We start from the raw sequence: 18,544 nt of genomic DNA on the forward strand, positions 1-18,544 counted from the left end.
GATGAGCACCCGCCTCTCAGCGGGTGCCCCAGTTGTAGAACTGCTTCTGAAGCTTCAGGTAGACGAACGTCTCGGTCGACTGCACGCCCTCCAGCACGCGGATGCGCGTGTTCAGGAGTTCGAGCAGTTCGTCGTCGTTCTCGCAGACCACTTCGGCCATCACGTCGAAGCTGCCCGCGGTCAGCACGACGTAGTCGATCTCGGGGATCTCGGCGAGTCGCGCTGCGAGCACGCGGGTGTCTCCGGTGGTGCGGATCCCGATCATGGCCTGCGTGGTGAATCCGAGCTGCATCGGGTCGGTCACGGCGACGATCTGCATCACGCCCGACTCGGTGAGCCGCTGCACTCGCTGGCGTACGGCGGCCTCGGACAGGCCGACGGCCTTGCCGACATCGGCGTAGGAGCGCCGCCCGTCGGCCTGCAACTGCTCGATGATCGCCTTCGAGACGTCGTCGAGCTGCACGGGTCGGGGCTGCGAAGAACGCCCGTTGTTCGTCATGGCACGATTGTGACAGTGGCGGATGCCCCGTGCAAGCGATTCCGTTGAATTCTGGCGCTAATTCGACTGAATCCACAGTCTTCGTCGATCTTTCACTGCGGATCGCGACGATGCGACATCGCGGCGGACGTCCTCGACCGAGCGTTCGCCTCCTCTCGTGGCGACGGCCACGCGGTGCCAGAATGTTCCGCATGGTTTCAGGCGCTGTCTCCAGTTCGGCGGTGGCCGGCGCGCGAGCATGGGACGTGATCGTGGGCGATCGCTTCATCGCCGCACTCGTCGCACCCGCTCCCGAACGCGTACTGAGCGCACTCGCCGAGGCGGCGTGCGACGAGCGGCTCCCGCTCGAGACGCTCGTCGGCATCGTCCCGTCGGGTCGCGTCGATCCGGTCGAGTCGTTCGGACTCGTGTGGTGGGCGGAGGACGCGACGACGAGCGTCACCGCCGTCGTGCGCGGTGATGCCGTCGTCGACCTCGCCTCGCCCGGTGGGAGCCGCAGGTTCGACGCGCGAGGCATCCGGCCATGGCACCTCGCCGACTTCGACGACGTGACGGGGCTGCGCATCACCGACGCGGCGGCGCCGCTCGATCGCGCGCAGACGCCGGGCGAGACCGTCGTCCATCAGCGCGCGAGCCTGCGCACCTCATCGGTCGAATGGGCGGCGACGGCCCGAACGGCGGATGCCGCGCCCACGCCGTGGATCGATGCGGACACCCTGCTCGCTCCGCGCCGGCACGAGCCCGAGCTCGAGTCCTCGACCGCCGACACGATCGTCGCCCCGCGAACGACCGCGCGGGTCGGCCGCACGCCGCCCGCCGCGTCGACCGGCAAGGGCGGGCCCGACGCATCCGAGTCCTCGGCGCCCATCGATGCCGCGGCCGATGCCGCCGAGAGCGGTCCTCGGTTCCGGATCGGCGACGGCGCACCGCTCACGGTCACGGCGCCCGTGCTCATCGGCCGGAAGCCGTTGCTGCCGCGCATCGCTGGCACCGGCGTGCAGCCCGAACTCCTCGCGGTGGAATCGCCCGCGGCGGTCGTCTCCGGCACCCACCTCGAACTCCGCCTCGTCGGCTCCCGGCTCGTCGCGACCGACCTGCACTCGACGAACGGCACCGTGCTCCGCACCGCGTCGGGCACGCGTCGGCTGCGGGCCGGGGAGTCCATCGTCGTGCTCCCCGGCGCCATCCTCGACCTCGGAGACGATACGATCATCGAGATCCTCCTCGCCCAGGGTGCTCCCGGCGCATGACCCGAACAGACAGCAGGCTTCACAGGTGACCCAGATCGGCAATGGCAACGCTCGCCATCGGATCACGCTGCCCGACGGCACCGAGGTCACCCTCGCGTGGGCGGCGGTCACCGATACCGGGCTCCGCCGCGAGGTCAATGAAGACAGCTTCATCGCCCAGGCGCCGATCTTCGCGGTGGCCGACGGCATGGGCGGCCACGCCGCCGGCGACTTCGCGAGCGCCGCCGTCGTCACACGGCTCGCCGAGCACGGCGGCAAGACGCTCGTCGGCACTCCCGAGATCGACCACGCGCTCCGCCTCGCGGTGCAGGACATGGGCCGCGGTGCCGGCGTCACCGACGAAGGCAGCGGGACGACGGTCACCGGGGCGGCGCTCGGAGCGATCGCCGACGAGCCTGCGTGGATCGTCTTCAACATCGGCGATTCGCGGGTGTACCGCCTGGTCGGCGGCGTGCTCGAACAACTGACGGTCGACCATTCCATCGTGCAGGAGCTCGTCGATGCCGGGCAGATCACGCGCGAAGAGGCCGACACCCACCCGCACTCGAACGTGATCACCCGCGCCGTCGGTTTCCACGAGGCGCCGATCCCCGACTACCGCGCGATCGCGGTCGAACCCGGCATGCGCCTGCTGATCTGCTCCGACGGGCTCACGAAGGAGCTCACGAGCTACGGGATCCGCCACTTCCTCGTCGCCAATGCGAAGGCAGAGAAGGCAGCCCACCAGTTGCTCGAGGCGGCCCTCGGCAACGGCGGTCGCGACAACGTCACGGCCATCGTCGTCGACGTGCTGAAGGTCGTTCGCCCCGCGGGCGCGCAATCGTCGGACGAGGTCGAGCCGGCGCGACGCTGACCACGGTCGCCTCGGATTCGTGCTGTGAACAGCACCATGAGGCATCCGTCGCCCGCGGATACAATGATGGCACCGCGCGCCGCCGGCCACCGTGGCGGCGTCGAACCGACCAGAGCAGGCAGGAGGACCGCGTGTCTCGACGACTCCCGTCCACACCGCCGAACCTGCCGGGATTCGCGTTCATCCGCGTGCTCGGCTCCGGCGGCTTCGCCGACGTCTTCCTCTACGAGCAGAACATGCCGCGCCGCCTCGTCGCGGTGAAGGTGCTGCTGGCCGAGGTCGTCAACGACGACCTGCGGCAGATGTTCCAGGCCGAGGCGAACCTCATGGCCCAGCTGTCGTCGCATCCCTCGATCCTCACGGTCTACCAGGCCAGCGTCGCGGCCGACGGTCGGCCGTACCTCGTGATGGAGTACTGCTCGGCCTCGCTCGGTCAGCGCTACCGCGCGGTGCAGCTGCCGCTCGCCGAGGTGCTCTCCGTCGGCGTACGCATCGCGAGCGCCGTCGAGACCGCCCACCGGCAGGGCGTGCTGCACCGCGACATCAAGCCGTCGAACATCCTCACCACCGCATACGGCCACCCGGTGCTCTCCGATTTCGGCATCGCCGCCACGCTCGGCGAAGCCGAGTCCTCCGACGCCGTCGGGCTGTCGATCCCGTGGTCGGCGCCCGAGGTGCTGCACGACGACGTGTCCGGCAGCGTCGCGAGCGAGGTCTGGTCGCTCGGCGCCACGGTGTACTCGCTGCTCGCCGGGCGCAGCCCGTTCGAGACGCCGGGCGGCGACAACGGCTCCGGCGCGCTCATGGGCCGCATCGACAAGGCGAAGTACGTCCCCACCGGGCGGATCGACGTGCCGAAGAGTCTCGAGCACGTCCTCGCTCGCTCGCTGTCACTCCGTCCGTCGGCCCGTCAGTCGAGCGCACTCGAGTTCATCCGCGACCTGCAGTCGGTCGAGGAGGAGCTCGGGCTGTCGCAGACACCGCTCGAGGTCGCGATGGACGACTGGGCGCTCGCCACCGCCGTCGACGTCGACGAGCAGACCCGCATCAGCGGGGCCCACGGCACCGGCGAGGTACCGCCGCGGAGGCGACGTGCGCGCGGCGGATCGCTCGGCTCCGCCCGGTCGGAGGCGGACTCCCGTCCCCATGATCACGGCACGAGCCGGAGCCGAACGCCCCCGCCGACCTCGGTCCGGCTGGCCTGGGGCATCTCCCTCGTCTCGGTGCTCCTGATCGCGCTCGTCGGCGCCGGCGCGTACTTCGTGATCCAGGGCACGAGGTCGATCCCGGTCGTGTCCGACGTGCAGGGCGTCGACGCCGGCGAGACCGTGACCTTCTCCTGGAACGACCCGGGCCTGCAGAGTTCCGACGCCTACGTCGTGACCGTCGACGGCGAGACGCTCCCGCTGCAGCGCGAGACCCGGGTGAGCGTGCCGGCCGAAGACGGCGACCGGGTCTGCGCGAGCGTCAGGGTCGCTCGAGACGGGAAGACGGGTGCCTCGAGCGCGGAGCGCTGCGTCGAGGTGTCCGTCGAGATCGATCAGGGCTGATCATGCCGAAGCTTCCCGATCTCACCCGGCTCCCCAAACCGCGCTCCGCGGCGATCACCGCCGCGGCGACCACCGCCGTGGTGGCGCTCGTCGCGGGTGTCGCGATCGCATCGGGCGGGTATGCGGCGCAGCGGGTCGACCTCGGCGACGCCGCGGTGTGGGTGAGCAGCAACGGGCATCAGGCGATCGGGCGCGCGAACACCGCACTGCTCGAACTGAACTCGGTCGTCGAGACGGGCTCCACCGGGACCGAGATCGTGCAGCAGGGTTCCACCGTGCTGGCGCTCGACCGTGCGCGGGCCACGGTCCGCGTGATCGATGCGACGACGTCGAGCCTCACCGAGACCGTCGCGGTCCCTCCCGACGACACGATGCTCGCGCTCGCCGGATCGAGGGTCGTCATCGCCTCCGACGGCGACGTCTGGACGACACCGGTCGATCGGTTCGCCGAGTTCGATGCCGATTCCGAGGCGATGCTCGCGTTCGGTACGGGATCGATGACGTCCGTCGACCCCGACGGCACGCTCTTCGCCTACACCCCGTCGACCGGCGACATCACCCGGGTCGATGCGGCAGACGCCGAGACCGTGGGCACGAAGTGGCAGGTCGAGCCCGTCGACGGCGACCCCGACGTGCAGATCACCTCGGTCGCCGACCACTGGGCCGTGTTCGATGCGGGCACCCGGATCCTGCAGCTCGAACGCGGCTCCATCGATCTCACCGAGTTCATCACGGCCAATGACGCGCCCGTGCTCCAGCGGCCGTCGAGCGACGGCGACGAGGTCGCGATCGCCACGCGTCGAGGTCTCGTCACCGTCGGCCTCGACGGCGACGCTCCGCGCACCCGGGTCGAGGGGCAGTCGGGCCTGCCTGCCGCGCCGTTCGTGCACGACGGCTGCCTCTACGCGGCATGGGCGGCGGGAACGGCATCGCGATCCTGCGCGACCGGCCCCGACGAGGTCATCCAGCTGCCGTCGGCGACCGCGAGCGGCGACTACGCGTACCTCGCCAACGGCGCGACGCTCGTGCTCAACGAACGGCGCAGCGGCAAGACCTGGGCCGTGGGCGCCGGGTTCGGCCTCATCGACAACTGGGAGGAGCTCCTCGAGATCGAGCGCGACGAGGAGACGATCGAGCAGAACGACCCCGAGACGCCGCCGACGATCGAGAAGAGCCAGGTGGCGCCCGTCGCGGCGGACGACGAGTTCGGCGCCCGTCCCGGGCGGACGACGCCGCTGCCGGTGCTGCTGAACGACTACGACGCCAACGGCGACGCCCTCGTGGTCGATGGCGTCGACGGCGCGCTGCCGCCCGGAGCGACCCTTGCCAGGATCGCCGACAACCAGCAGCTCCAACTCGTGCTCGACGAGGACGTCTCGGGTGTCATCTCCTTCGGCTACACGGTCGACGACGGTTTCGGCGGCACCGCTCACGCCGCGGTGAACGTGACGGTGCGCGACGTCGAGGAGAACTCTCCGCCCGAGCAGCGCAGGCAGACCAAGGCCCTCGTGCAGGCGGGGGGTCGCGTCAGCACGGCGGTGCTCGGCGACTGGGTGGACCCCGACGGCGACCCGTTCTTCCTCGCGCGGTCCACGGCGGCCGAACCGGACGCGCTGTCGTCGACGGCCGACGGTGTGGTCGTGTTCGACGAGAAGGGCGGCGCCGGGTCCGACCGGACCATCTCCCTCGAGGTCTCCGACGGGCGCGACACCGCGGTCGGCGTGCTCGGCGTCGGAGTTCGAGCGCCCGGCGACGTGCCGCTCATCGCCGACCCCTTCGTGGTGCTCGCGACGGAGGGCCAGGAGGTGCGCATCGACCCGTTGCGCCACGTGCGCGGAGGTTCGGGCCAGATCCAGCTGAGCGCCGTCCCCGCGAAGCCTGACGTGCAGTTGACCCCCGATTTCGACGGCGGGAGCTTCCGTTTCACGAGTTCGGCGGTGCGCACGCACTCGCTCGAATACACGGTGACCGACGGCGTCTGGACCACGACGGGTCGCGTCCGGGTCGACGTCTCGGCGGAGCCCGATCTCGACACCACGCCCATCACCGTGCCGCACACGGCGTTCGTCCGTGTCAGCCAGCCCGTCGACGTCGACGTCCTCGCGACCGACATCGACCCGACGGGCGGCGTGCTGATCCTCACCGGCCTCGGCGAGCCCGAGGTCGAACCCGGCGTGCAGGTCGAGGTCGTCGATCACCGCATCCTCCGCGTCACCCTCACCGGACCGCTCGAGACCGGGTCCACCGTGTTCGGCTACCGGGTGAGCAACGGCCTCGCCGAGGCGGTGGGCGAGGTGACGGTCGTCGAGGTGCCAGAACTCGAGTCGAAGCAGCCTCCCGTCGCCGTGCCCGACAAGATCTCGGCACGCACCGGCGACGTCGTCGACATCGCCGTGCTCGCGAACGACGAGCACCCCGATGCGTTGCCGATCACGCTCGACCCGGCGCTCGAGCGGGCGCCGCAGGCGGGCCTCCTCTTCGCCGACGGAGACCGTCTCCGGTACTTCGCCCCCGAGACGCCGGGCGAGTACGAGGCGATCTATCGAGTGCTCGGTCCCGACGGCCAATCGGCCACCGCGACCGTGCAGATGTCGGTGCGCGACGCCGACCCCGTCACGAACACCCCGCCCGTTCCTGCGACCGTGACCGCGCGAGTGCTCTCGGGCGAGACCGTGCGGATCCCCGTCCCGCTCGGCGGGTCCGACCCCGAGGGCGACAGTGTGCAGCTGCTCGGCCAGGGCGGCAACCCCGAGCTCGGCAACGTCACCGCGCACGGGCCCGACTGGTTCGAGTACCAGGCCGGCGAGTACTCGGCCGGCACCGACCAGTTCGAGTACGAGGTCGTCGACGCGCTCGGAGCTCGAGCGGTCGGCACGGTGCGCGTGGGCATCGCCCCGCGCCTCGACGGAGCCCGAGCGCCCATCGCCGTCGCCGATGTCGTGGAGGTGCGACCCGGCCGTACCCTCTCGGTTCGCGTCCTCGAGAACGACTCCGACCCCGACGGCGGCGCACTGCGGCTGACGGGCGTCGAGGCGACGACGGGCGATGCCGTCGCCGAGATCGTCGACGATCGGATCGAGGTCGAGATCCCCGACGGCGAGGACGAATACGGCTTCGTCTACACCGTCGAGAACGAGCAGCTCGGGCAGGCGTCGACGTTCCTCAGCATCATGGCGAGTGAGGACGCGCCACTGGCGCGCCCCGAGGCATCCGACACCGTCCTCACGCTGAGCGACATCCTCGACGAGGACGTCGTCGACGTCCCCGTGCTGCGGAACGTCTTCCTCGCCGACGCCGACGTCTCGGATCTCGTCGTCGGCCTCGTCGACGGCTACGACGCCGGAGCCGAGGTGCGTCGCGACGGGAGCATCCGGGTGCAGGTCGAGGACCGCCGCCGTGTCATCCCCTTCGCAGTGGCTCACCCCGAGGACCCCTCGATCGTCGCCTACGCGTTCATCTGGGTGCCCGGCCGCGACGACGCGCTGCCGCAGCTCCGCGCCGACGCCCCCGACGTCGAGGTCGTGAGCGGCGAGGAGGTCGTGCTCGAGCTCGAGGACTTCGTCATCGCGGCATCCGGCCGGCCGGTGAAGATCACGGATGCCGCGACCGTTCGCGCCTCGCACAGCGACGGCTCGGATCTCGTGGTCGATCAGAACACCCTGCGATATCGCAGCGAAGTGGGGTACTTCGGACCGGCATCGCTCTCCTTCACGGTCATCGACGGGGAGTCGACGGCCGACCCGTCCGCACGCACCGGGACCATCGTGATCCCGATCGAGGTGGCGCCGGCCGACGATCAACCGCCCGTGTTCACGGGCGGGGTCATCGACTTCGAACCCGGGCAGGCGAAGGACATCGACCTGCTGAAGCTCACCAACTACCCGTACCCCGGCGCTCGAGACGAACTCGTGTACCGACTGCTCCCGCCGCCGACGGAGGGCTTCCGGTTCTCGCTCGACGGCTCCAAGCTCACGATCGAGGCCGACGCATCGACGTCCAACAAGACCCGGGCGACCGTCGCGATCGGCGTCGCCGATGACGCGGGCGACGGCAAGCCCGGGCGCATCGAACTCCGGGTGGTGCCGTCGACGCGACCCATCGCACGGCCCGCCGCCGACACGGCGGTCGTGCAGCGCGGCCGAACGACGACGATCGACGTGCTCGCCAACGACGACGCGACCAACCCGTTCCCCGACGTGCCCCTCCGCGTCGTTGACGTCCGCGGCGCCGACGCCGACAGCCTGCCCGACGGCGTCTCGATCGAGCCGAGCGACGACCGGTCGAAACTCGAGGTGACCGTCGCTCCCGGGGCTGAACCGGTGAACTCGACGGTGCAGTACGAGGTGGCCGATGCGACCGGCGACGCTGCCCGGAACGCGTGGGGCCTCGTCACGATCTCGGTGCAGGACCGTCCCGACCCGGTCACCGGTGCGCAGGTCACGGGATTCGGCGATCGCACGCTCGACGTCGTGTTCGGGGCGGGCTCGTACAACAACTCGCCGATCACGGGGTATGAGATCGAACTCGTCGACCCGGCCACGGGCGACGTCGTGAACTCCTCCGATTGCGCCGCGACGACCTGCACGGTCCCGACGCCGGGCAACGGCCAGGGCGAGGCCGTGCGCGTCCGGATCCGGGCGAAGAACTCGATCGGCCTCTCCGACCCCGTCGACGCTCCGGGCCCCGTCTGGTCGGACGTCATCCCGCAGCCGCCCACCGGGGTACGGGCGCTTCCGCGCGACGGGTACCTGCGCATCGAATGGGATCCCGTTCCGGCGGGTGCCGGCAGCGTCATCGGCTCGTACGTGGTCACCGTCGCCGGTGTCTCGAACGAGGTCTCCGCGGGCGCCGTCTGCACGGCGACGCTCTGCGCGACGGACTCGCAGCCGCTCGAGAACGGAAGCCAGGTGCCGATCACGGTCGGCGCCAGGAACCAGGCCTTCCCGGCGCTCGCGGTCTGGACCGAGGCGGGCGCCAGCGGGACCCCGTTCGGGCCGCCGATCGCCGGAGCGGTCGCCGTCACCGGCGATGCGGCCGCCGGCACCGTCACGGTCACCTGGGAGGCTTTCGGCGGCAACGGGGACCCGATCGGAGGGTATTTCGTGCAGCGCCTCGCCGATGGGGCCACGGGCGTGCCCAGCGGGGCGCAGGCGTGTTCGGTGACGAGTCCCGCACCCGGGTCGGTCGTCGCGCCGTCGGGTGGCGGAACCGTCGCCGAGGTCGTGCACGTCGGGCCGGCCGCGACGAGCGTGCAGTTCGCCGGCACGGGCGCGGAGGCCACGAGGTACTCGTTCCTCGTCTGGGGGTACAACCGGGCCGCGTGCGCGCACACCGAGGTCGTCGGCACCGTCGTGCGACCGTCACCCGACGCGATCCGGAGCGTCGACAGCCGGATGGACTGGCGCACCGCGGACCTCTACGACCGCTACATCTCGAGTGTCGCGCCGGGAGCGTGGCGATACGACATCGTCGCCGTCGACGGCAACGGCGCGCAGATCCCGGGCACGTTGCAGAGCTTCGGCGGGTCCGGATGGGCGCAGGACCTGTTCGCCAGGCCGTTCGGCGAGACCGTGCGGTTCCAGGTGCGCAGCTGCTCGGCCTGGGGGAGCTGCGGCCCGTGGTCGGGTGTCCTGCCCGCCGACGCACGCCCTTCCCTGACGTTCGCGCTCCCGAGCCGGTCGTGGAACGAGGCGGCGCAGACGTGGTCGTGGACCGCCGCCCCCGCGAACTCCGGGATCCCGGTGACGTTCTCCTGCGGCGTCGACGGCGCCGGCAACGGCAGGCAGGCGCAGACGCCGACGAGCTGCCAGATCCCCGAGGCGAAACCGGGCGACCTCGTCTGGTTGGATGTTGAGATCGCGGGCGTCGTCGTCCGGTACGCGAATCGCTGAGCAAGGAGCCGAGATGACCATGACCCCCGATGAGGCAGCGCGGTTCGCCGCGACGCTCGATCGACTCGTCGGCGCGGTCGAGGAGGTGCTGCTCGGCAAGAACCGGGTCATCAGGCTCGCATTCACGGCGTTCCTCAGCGAAGGGCACCTCCTCCTCGACGACGTGCCCGGCACGGGCAAGACCTCGCTCGCCCGGGCGATGGCCCAGTCGATCGACGGCACGAGCAATCGCGTCCAGTTCACGCCCGACCTGCTGCCCGGCGACATCACGGGAGTCACCGTGTACGACCAGCGCTCCGGTGTGTTCGAGTTCCACCCCGGTCCGGTGTTCGCGAACATCGTGCTCGCCGACGAGATCAACCGGGCGAGCCCGAAGACGCAGTCGGCGCTCCTCGAGGTCATGGAGGAGGGTCAGGTCACCGTCGACGGGCAGACGCATCCCGTGGGGCATCCGTTCATGGTCATCGCGACGCAGAACCCGGTCGAGCAGGCGGGAACCTACCGCCTCCCCGAGGCGCAGCTCGACCGGTTCCTGATGCGCACGTCCATCGGCTACCCCGACCACGCCTCGACCATCCGCATCCTCGAGGGCGCCGACCAGCGCGCCCACGAGCACCGCGTCGCATCGCAGCTCGCGGCGGACGAGGTCGTGGAACTGGCCGCGGTCGCCCGCACCGTCTACGTCGACCCCACGATCCACGACTACGTCTCGCGCATCGTCGACGCCACCCGTACGGCTCGCGAGGTGCGCCTCGGGGTCAGCGTGCGGGGCGCGCTCGCCCTCATCCGTGCCGCCAAGACCCACGCCGCCGGTCGCGGCCGCCACTACGTCGTGCCCGACGACGTCAAGGCGCTCGCGGAGCCGGTGCTCGCGCACCGGCTGATCCTCGATCCCGAGGCCGAGTTCGACGGCGTCACGGCGTCGAACATGATCGCCCAGGTGTTGATCGAGACGCCTCCGCCCTCGACCAGGCAGGCGGTGTGACGCTCACCCAGACCCGAACGACCATCCCCGAGGACGCCCGGAGAGAGGGACTGCTCGCGGTCGTCATCGGGCGTGCCGTCGTGGCGGCGAGCCGCGCGGGCTCGGCCCTCGTGCGCGCCGCCCGCATGGTGCAGGGCGTCGTGACGCCGCTCGGCTGGTCGGTGATCGTCGTCGCGGTGCTCGCGCTCATCGGCGGCTACACCTGGGGTTGGCTCGAGCTCATCGCGCTCGGGTGGGGGCTCGCGGTGCTCGCGGCAGCGGCATCCGTCTGGCTGATCGGCCGCGGAGCCGGCACGATCCAGCTCGTGCTCCCGTCGCCGCGCGTGGTCGTCGGCGAGCCCGCCGAGGCGCGGTTGATCGCCGCGAACCCCGGTCGTCGTCGATTCGGCGGCGTGCAGCTGGAGCTTCCCGTCGGACGCCGCATCGTCGAGCGGGTCCTGCCGGGGCTGCCGCGAGGCGGCGTGTTCGACGAGCAGTTCGCGATCCCCACCGAGCGGCGGGGCGTCGTGCCGGTCGGCCCGGCCCGCACCGTGCGCGCCGACCCGATCGGACTCATGCGCCGTGAGTACGTGTGGTCGGAGACGGCCGAGCTCCACGTGCACCCGCGCACCGTGCCGATCAACGCGCTCAGCACGGGGTTCATCCGGGATCTCGAGGGAACCCCGACCCGCGACCTCACGGCGAGCGACATCGCCTTCCACGCGCTGCGCGAGTACCTGCCCGGCGACGATCGCCGGTTCATCCACTGGCGGAGTTCCGCCAAGACCGGCACCTTCATGGTGCGCCAGTTCGAGGAGACCCGGCGCAGCCGTCTCATGGTGCTGCTCGATCTCGACCCGGGCGCGTACGTCGACGCGGCGGAGTTCGAGCTCGCCGTCAGCGCCGCGGCATCCGTCGGTGCACGCGCGATCCGCGACGCGCGGACCGTGTCGTTCGTCGTCTCCGGAGGCAGGCGCGAGGCCGGTGCCGTGCGCAGTGCCATGCGCGAGCTGCCGACGGTCTCCCGCGACCGACTCCTCGATGCGCTCTGCCTCGTCGAGACTGAGGCCGATGCGGTGATGCTGCCCGACGTGGCCCGAGCCGCTGCCGAGACGCTGGCGGGCGTCTCGCTCGCCTTCATCGTCACCGGGACCGCGCGCGGGGTGGCCCCCCTCCGCGCTGCGGCGACCCGGCTGCCGCCGGGGGTCGAGAGCGTCGCGGTGCTGTGCTCGCCCGAGGGGGAGGCGAGTGCTCGCACGATCGCCGGCCTCACCGTCTTCCGCATCGGCTACCTCGAAGACCTGCGCGCGATGCTCGCGAGAACGGCGTCGGTCTCATGACCTCCCGCGCACCCGCAGGCGCCCGCAGGCTCGGACCCACCCTCGTCACCGTGGTGCTCGTCGTCGCCATGCTCGCCGCGGCGATGCTGCCGTGGTGGCCCGTCTACGAGAGCCCCGCCTTCCTGGTCGCCGCCGGGGTCGCGATCGCCGCCGGAGTCGCCATCGGCGTCGCCGGAGCCCGCTTCCGCCTTCCCTCCTGGATCATGGTGCTTTCGGTGTTCGGCGCCTACCTCGTGCTCGGCGTGCCGGCCGCCGTGCCGGGGGCCGCGATCGCCGGGATCCTGCCGAGTCCGTCGGGCATCGTCGAACTCCTCGCGGGCGCTGCCCTCTCATGGAAGCAGCTCGTCACGATCTCGGTGCCCGTCGGCTCCTACCAGGCGCTGCTCGTGCCGCCCTTCCTGCTCGGTCTCGTCGCCGCCACCGCGGCGATCACGATCGCGTTGCGCAGCAGGCGTCCCGCCGCCGCCGCACTGCCGCCGGCAGCGCTCCTCATCGCCGGCATCGCGCTCGGCGTCGTGCACTCGGCACTCGCGGTCGAGGCCGGCATCGCGTTCCTCATCACCGCGGTGGCATGGCTCGTGCGGGTCGCCATCGCCGACCGGCGGGCGATCACCAGCGGCCGGCGAGTCGAGGCCGCGCTCACCGATGCGCGTCGCGTGCTCGGCGCGTCGGCGCTCGTGGCCATCGCCGTCGTCGGTGCGACCGCGGCATCCGTGGCCCTGCCGGTGCCTGCGCGCAGTGTCGTGCGCGCCGAGTTGCAGCCGCCGTTCGAGCCGAGGGACCACGACAGCCCCCTCGCCGGCTTCCGCGCCGCGTTCCGCGAGGAGGTCGTGGACGACGTGATGCTCGACGTCCGCGGACTCCCCGACGGTGCGGGTGTGCGCCTGGCGACGCTCGACTCGTACGACGGCATCGTCTACACGGTCGGCGGTGCCGAGGGCGCGTCGGCGTCGGGGCGCTTCACCCGCGTGCCCTACCGACTCGACCAGTCGGGGGTGAGCGGCGACACCGAGCGGCTCGCGATCGAGGTCGAGGTCGCGGGCTACTCCGATGTCTGGGTGCCGGGGCTCGGCCGGCTCGAACGCATGACGTTCGGCGGGCCGCGTGCCGAGACGCTCACCGAGTCGTTCTTCTACAACGAGGTCACGAGCACGGGTGCGGTGCAGCGTCCGCTGCAGACCGGTGATCGCTACGCGGCGACCTCGGTGATCCCCGTCGACCCGTCGGCGCTCGACGGACTGAACCCGGGCACGAGCGTGCTGCCAGCGGTGCCCGAGATGCCGAAGGAGCTCGCGCAGCTGCTCGACGAGTGGGCGCCCGCCTCCGATGACCCCGGGGCGCGCCTGCGGGCGGTCGTCGAGGGCTTCCACACGAACGGATTCGTGAGCCACGGCCTCGGCGACGATCCGCCGCCGAGCAGGTCGGGCCATTCGCTCGACCGCCTCGCAGATCTCGCGACCGACCGGCCGATGGTCGGCGACGGCGAGCAGTACGCGGTCGCCGCGGCCCTCATGGCCCGTCGCATCGGCTTTCCGGCCCGGGTGGTCGTCGGGTACCTGCCCGGCCTCGCCGATGAGGCGGCAGCGGCCGCCGGCGACGCCCCGGGCGAGACGGATGTCGCGAGCGAACCCGTCCCCGACGGTGTCACCCGTTTCGTGAGCGGCGACAAGCAGGCCTGGATCGAGGTGCAGGGGGCCGACGGCAACTGGATCGCGGTCGATCCGAACCCGGTGCCGCGCAAGATCCCCGAGCGCGAGCCCGACCAGCCCACGATCGTGTCGAGGCCGCAGTCGGCGCTGCCTCCGCCTGCCGAGCGCACGCCCGTCGACGACCTGTCGAACGAACCCGAGACGCCGCCCGACGAGCCCGACGACGATGCCGCCGCGTGGGTGCAGGCGCTGCTCGCAGTGCTCGGCGTCTCCGGCATCGTGCTCGGCGTGCTCGCGATCATCGCGAGTCCGTTCCTCGCGATCATCGTCGCGAAGCTGCGGCGGCGACGGCTGCGGCGGAAGGCGCCGACCGCGGTCGAGCGCATCGAGGGCGGCTGGCAGGAGTTCGCGGACTCGGCCGCCGACTACGGGTACCCGATCCGGCCCATGGCGACGAGGGCCGAGCAGGCGGCGACGGTCGGCGGGCTCGCGCCGCTCGTGCTCGCCTCGGTCGTCGACCGCGCGGTGTTCGCGCCCGACGGGCCGACCGAGGGCGACGACCTCCTGGTGTGGGACTCGGTCGACGAACTGCAGGAGCGGCTGGGAGCGCCGCGGTCGTTGCGCGAGCGCCTGCGGGCGGCGGTCTCGCTCACCTCGCTCGGCGGGTACGCTGTGACCCGGAGAGGAGCGCGTTCGTGACGTGTCGGATCTGCGGAGCAGAGCTGCCCGATGGGGCGATGTTCTGCGGCGAATGCGGGAGCTCGACGAGTGCGACCCCCGAATCCCGCCGTCGGCCCGATCCGCGGCCCGGAGACACGACCGTGATCGAACGGCCCGCTCGGCGGAACAGCGGCGTGATCTCGATCCCGGTCGACGGCTTCCGCGCAGCGGTCGCGATCGAGGCGACGGATGCCGCGGGCGGCGAGTTCTTCGCGACCGCACCGCCCGAGCTGCGCGAGCAGGTGCCGACGACCCCCGCCGCGACGCGCTTCGTGCTGACGTTCAGCACCGGCGAGACGCGCACGGTCTTCGGCTCCGGCCTGATCGGCCGTCGACCGCTGCCGCAACCCGGCGAGGTGTTCGACCATCTCGTGCAGATCGCCGATCGATCCCTTTCGGTGTCGAAGACGCACGTCGAGTTCGGGGAGCACGACGGCACGCTCTGGATCGCCGACCGGTTCTCGGGCAACGGCACGATCGTGCGGCGTCTCGACGACGGCGCGATGCGGTGCGAGCCCGGCAGGCGCTACCTCGTGCCGAGGGGGAGCCGAGTCGAACTCGCGGAGCAGTTCTTCATCGTCAGCTGACGCGTTCCGGTCCGCGGCGTGCTGGGCCTGCGTGATCACCGGCGCACTCACTCGCCCTCGACAGGGCGCCGTTGACCGATGCTGCGCTCCGGCGACCGCCTCCGACCGCACGGAGGGCGATCCGTGTGATCGGATCGCACGGTGGACCGATTCGACATTGCACCCGTCTCGCTGGACACGCCGCTCGCGCTGCCCCCGGCGCCGACCGATCCCGCTCGAGCCGGGTTCCCCGTCATCGGGGCGTTCGCCCCCGTCGTCGGAGCACTCGCGCTGTGGGCGATCACGGGTTCGCCGTTCTCGCTCGTGTTCGCGGTGCTCGGCCCGATCGTCGCGGTCGGCTCGATGCTCGATGCCCGTCGTTCGGCTCGGCGCCTGCGGCGACGGGCGACCAGCGATCGGCGACGGCTGCTCGAAGGGCTCGAGGCCGAGATCGACGAGCGGCACCATCTCGAACGACAGGCGGCGTGGCATCGCTCGCCGTCATCCCGACGCCTCCTCGAACAGTCGGAGCATCCCGTGTGGCGAGACGCGACAACGCCGGTGCTCGTGCTCGGCCGGGGTTCGGCTGCGAGCGCCCTGCGAGTCGAGGGCACGCCCGTCGACGACGCGGATCGAGCGCTGCTGCTCCGCGCGGCACGACTCGACGACGCACCGGTGTCCGTCGACGCTGGCTCAGGGCTCGGATTCATCGGCGAGCTCCACCTCGCGCGGGCGGCCGCCCGCGCGAGTGTCATCCAGTTCGCGCATCTCGCCCATCCGCAACGGTTCGCGATCGATGCGGCCGAGGGGGTGCACGACGAGAGGTGGGCGTGGCTGCGCCTCCTGCCGCACCGCGGGGGGAGTTCGTCAACCCGCCTGGTCGTCATCGAGCCGCTCGACGGAAGACCGCCGCCGGCATCGGTGCCGTCGGCGCTCGCCCCGCATTCGGAGCGGCCGCTCATCGTCGTCGCGGTCGCACGCACGGCGTCCGAGCTTCCGCCGGGTCTCGGCACGGTCATCACGATGCTGGCCCCCGACGCCGCGGTCGTACGTCGGCAGCACGGCAGCACGGAGACCAGCGTGGCGCCGTCGCTCCTCGGCATCGCGGAGGTCACCGGTCGGGCGCGCGCCCTGGCCGCGGCCGCCGAGCGGGCGGGCATCGATGATCGCTTGAACGAGCTTCCGCGACGACTGCACCTCGACGGGCTGTCGCGCCCGACCCGCTCGGGTGCCCTCGACCGGTCGAGCCTCGCGGTGGTCGTCGGACAGGTCGCGGGCGGTGCCCTCGAGCTCGACCTCGCACGGTGCGGCCCGCACGCGCTCGTGGCGGGCACGACGGGCAGCGGCAAGAGCGAGTTCCTGCTCGCGTGGATCGTCGCGCTCGCCGCCGGCCACCCTCCGAACCGGGTCTCCTTCCTCCTGGTCGACTTCAAGGGCGGCGCAGCATTCCAGCCCGTGCGGGATCTGCCGCATGTCACGGGCATCGTGACCGACCTCGACGAGTCAGAGGCGGAGCGCGCCGTGCAGAGCCTCCGTGCCGAACTCCTGCATCGCGAGGCGGCGCTCGCCCGGGTCGGAGCACGCGACATCGCGGGGCTCGACGACGGCGTCGACCTCGCGCGACTCGTGATCGTCGTCGACGAGTTCCAGGCGATGATCGAACGATTCCCCGAGCTCGGAGCGGTCATCGCGGACATCGCCGCGCGCGGCCGATCGCTCGGCGTTCACCTCGTGCTCGCCTCGCAGCGGCCCAACGGCGTCGTCCGCGAGCAGGTCACCGCCAACTGCGCGATCCGGGTGTCGTTGCGCGTGCTGCAGCGGGCCGACAGCGAGGCCGTCGTCGGAACGCAGGCGGCGTCGGAGATCCCGCCCGACCTGCCCGGCCGGGGGGTCGTCGATCGGGGCGACGGCCGCCCCGTGCTCTTCCACTCGGCGATCGCGACGCCGACTGCGATCACCGACGTCCAACGCCGTTCGGCCGGACTCCCGCGCGCCCGCCGCACATGGCTCGATCCGCTGCCCGCGCGCATCGCCCGCGACGCGATCGTCGAGCTCCTCGGTGAAGGGCGGTCCGTGGCATCCAGCGGACATCGCACGGGTGGGCTCGCCGGTGACGGACTCGGATTCGGGGTGATCGACGAGCCCGAGCAACAGCGCCGGAGCCTCGCGCGATGGTCGCCGCAGCGCGACGGCGGACTCCTCGTGCTCGGTGCGCCCGGCAGTGGGCGGACGACGGCGCTCGCGTCGGTCGAACGGGCGGCGGCCGACGCGATCGCCATCGGTCATGCAGGCGGAGCGGCCACGACGGCTGTCGGCACGGCGTCGGGCACGCTCCGGCTCCACGGGCCGTCGAGCGCTGTCTGGGACGGACTGCTGGCAGCCCGGTCCGCGGTGCGCGGCGCAGCAGTGCCGCCGGCCCTGGTCGTGATCGACGACCTCGATATGCGATTCCGGGCCTGGCCCGAGGAGTATCGCAACGCCGCGTTCGGGATGGTGGAATCCCTGGTCAGGGAAGGCCGCGCGCGAGGTGTCGCCGTCGCGGCATCGGCCGCGAACCCACTCGCGCTCGGCAGCGGCCTGCGCGACGCATTCGGGTCGCGGCTGCTCCTGCGTCATGCAACGCGTTCCGACCTCGTGCAGTCCGGAGGCAGGGGCGAGCTCTGGCGCACGAGCGACGGACCCGGAACCGGCCAATGGCGAGGGAGTCGAGTGCAGGTCGTCGAGACGGTGGATGCCCCGGCGCCGGAGAGCACGGCGACCGCGCCCCTCGAGTTGCTGCCCGATCATCTGTACGCCGTCGCGACGGTGACGCCGCGTGCGGCAGCGGCGACGATCACCGCGATGGGACGCACGACGATCGTCCTCGCGGCAGGCGGAGAATCCGCGGTCAGGGCCGCCGTCGCTGCGCATCCGCTCGACGCACCGCCTCCGGTGATCATCGGCGACGCCGAGGCATGGGGGGCGAGCTGGTCGCTGACTGCCGGCCTCCGCGAGCAGGCCGCGATCGTCGTGCACGGCGGCGTGGGGGAGTACCGCGCCGTGATGCGCTCTCGGGAGCTCCCTCCGCTGCTCGACGAGGCGGCGGGCCAGTGCTGGGTGATCGAACCGGGGAAGAGCCCGCGCCGAGCAATCTGGCCGAGCGGCCACCGCCACTGAATCGGTCGCGGGATCGGGTGAGAAGCGCTGATTCCGAACGAGATGTTCGCAAAAATTAACGATTCGGTCATCTCTGAGTGAATTCCGCCCAGCAGTGTGGCAGTAT

The 18,544-nt window shown here is 71.7% G+C and carries 10 protein-coding genes and 1 pseudogene; 10 read left to right on the top strand and 1 reads right to left on the bottom strand.

Features of this window, described 5'->3' with window-relative positions; translation table 11 throughout:
* Positions 1-16 precede the first annotated feature (16 nt).
* The gene (locus ACFTQE_RS08680; RefSeq protein ID WP_375837106.1) at positions 17-499 is read right to left on the bottom strand and encodes an Lrp/AsnC family transcriptional regulator; all 483 of its coding nucleotides are present in this window, start codon (positions 497-499) and stop codon (positions 17-19) included.
* A gap of 191 nt (positions 500-690) precedes the next feature.
* Between ACFTQE_RS08680 and ACFTQE_RS08685 the strand changes: the two genes are divergently transcribed.
* The 10 genes and pseudogenes from ACFTQE_RS08685 to ACFTQE_RS08730 all read left to right on the top strand — a co-directional run bounded on the left by ACFTQE_RS08685 (position 691) and on the right by ACFTQE_RS08730 (position 18,438).
* Entirely contained in the window at positions 691-1,749 is a 1,059-nt protein-coding gene (locus tag ACFTQE_RS08685) for an FHA domain-containing protein (protein ID WP_376924671.1), read from the top strand.
* Between the two features lie 25 nt (positions 1,750-1,774).
* Positions 1,775-2,602, top strand: a complete 828-nt coding sequence (locus tag ACFTQE_RS08690) for a PP2C family protein-serine/threonine phosphatase (protein WP_376924672.1) — start codon at positions 1,775-1,777, stop codon at positions 2,600-2,602.
* 131 nt (positions 2,603-2,733) lie between these two features.
* Positions 2,734-4,152, top strand: a complete 1,419-nt coding sequence (locus ACFTQE_RS08695) for a serine/threonine-protein kinase (protein WP_376924673.1) — start codon at positions 2,734-2,736, stop codon at positions 4,150-4,152.
* Positions 4,153-4,154: 2 nt separating this feature from the next.
* Positions 4,155-10,043 carry an Ig-like domain-containing protein gene (locus tag ACFTQE_RS08700; protein ID WP_376924674.1) on the top strand — a complete coding sequence of 1,963 codons (5,889 nt, stop codon included), beginning with the start codon at positions 4,155-4,157 and terminating at the stop codon, positions 10,041-10,043.
* Between the two features lie 13 nt (positions 10,044-10,056).
* Positions 10,057-11,028: an AAA family ATPase gene (locus tag ACFTQE_RS08705; RefSeq protein WP_376924675.1), complete on the top strand. Its 972-nt coding sequence runs from the start codon at positions 10,057-10,059 to the stop codon at positions 11,026-11,028.
* Positions 11,025-12,347 carry a DUF58 domain-containing protein gene (locus ACFTQE_RS08710; protein WP_376924676.1) on the top strand — a complete coding sequence of 441 codons (1,323 nt, stop codon included), beginning with the start codon at positions 11,025-11,027 and terminating at the stop codon, positions 12,345-12,347. Before ACFTQE_RS08705 ends, ACFTQE_RS08710 begins: the two co-directional genes overlap by 4 nt.
* Positions 12,344-14,695 carry a transglutaminase family protein gene (locus ACFTQE_RS08715; protein WP_376924677.1) on the top strand — a complete coding sequence of 784 codons (2,352 nt, stop codon included), beginning with the start codon at positions 12,344-12,346 and terminating at the stop codon, positions 14,693-14,695. Before ACFTQE_RS08710 ends, ACFTQE_RS08715 begins: the two co-directional genes overlap by 4 nt.
* Positions 14,692-14,754 (top strand): annotated as a pseudogene (locus ACFTQE_RS08720) (zinc-ribbon domain-containing protein); the annotation flags it as partial. The gene ACFTQE_RS08715 and the pseudogene ACFTQE_RS08720, both read left to right, overlap by 4 nt.
* A gap of 63 nt (positions 14,755-14,817) precedes the next feature.
* Complete coding sequence (locus ACFTQE_RS08725) at positions 14,818-15,303, top strand: hypothetical protein (RefSeq protein ID WP_376924694.1); 486 nt, start codon at positions 14,818-14,820, stop codon at positions 15,301-15,303.
* 141 nt (positions 15,304-15,444) lie between these two features.
* The gene (locus ACFTQE_RS08730; RefSeq protein WP_376924678.1) at positions 15,445-18,438 is read left to right on the top strand and encodes an FtsK/SpoIIIE domain-containing protein; all 2,994 of its coding nucleotides are present in this window, start codon (positions 15,445-15,447) and stop codon (positions 18,436-18,438) included.
* Positions 18,439-18,544 lie beyond the last annotated feature (106 nt).

Origin of the sequence: Agromyces sp. NPDC056965 (assembly GCF_042673425.1) — a bacterium.
Taxonomy (GTDB): domain Bacteria; phylum Actinomycetota; class Actinomycetes; order Actinomycetales; family Microbacteriaceae; genus Agromyces.

Bases quoted from the DNA above. Each gene is read 5' to 3' on its own strand.
- ACFTQE_RS08680 (WP_375837106.1), bottom strand. From the start codon at position 499: ATGACGAACAACGGGCGTTCTTCGCAGCCCCGACCCGTGCAGCTCGAC.
- ACFTQE_RS08700 (WP_376924674.1), top strand. From the start codon at position 4,155: ATGCCGAAGCTTCCCGATCTCACCCGGCTCCCCAAACCGCGCTCCGCG.
- ACFTQE_RS08685 (WP_376924671.1), top strand. From the start codon at position 691: ATGGTTTCAGGCGCTGTCTCCAGTTCGGCGGTGGCCGGCGCGCGAGCA.
- ACFTQE_RS08705 (WP_376924675.1), top strand. From the start codon at position 10,057: ATGACCATGACCCCCGATGAGGCAGCGCGGTTCGCCGCGACGCTCGAT.
- ACFTQE_RS08715 (WP_376924677.1), top strand. From the start codon at position 12,344: ATGACCTCCCGCGCACCCGCAGGCGCCCGCAGGCTCGGACCCACCCTC.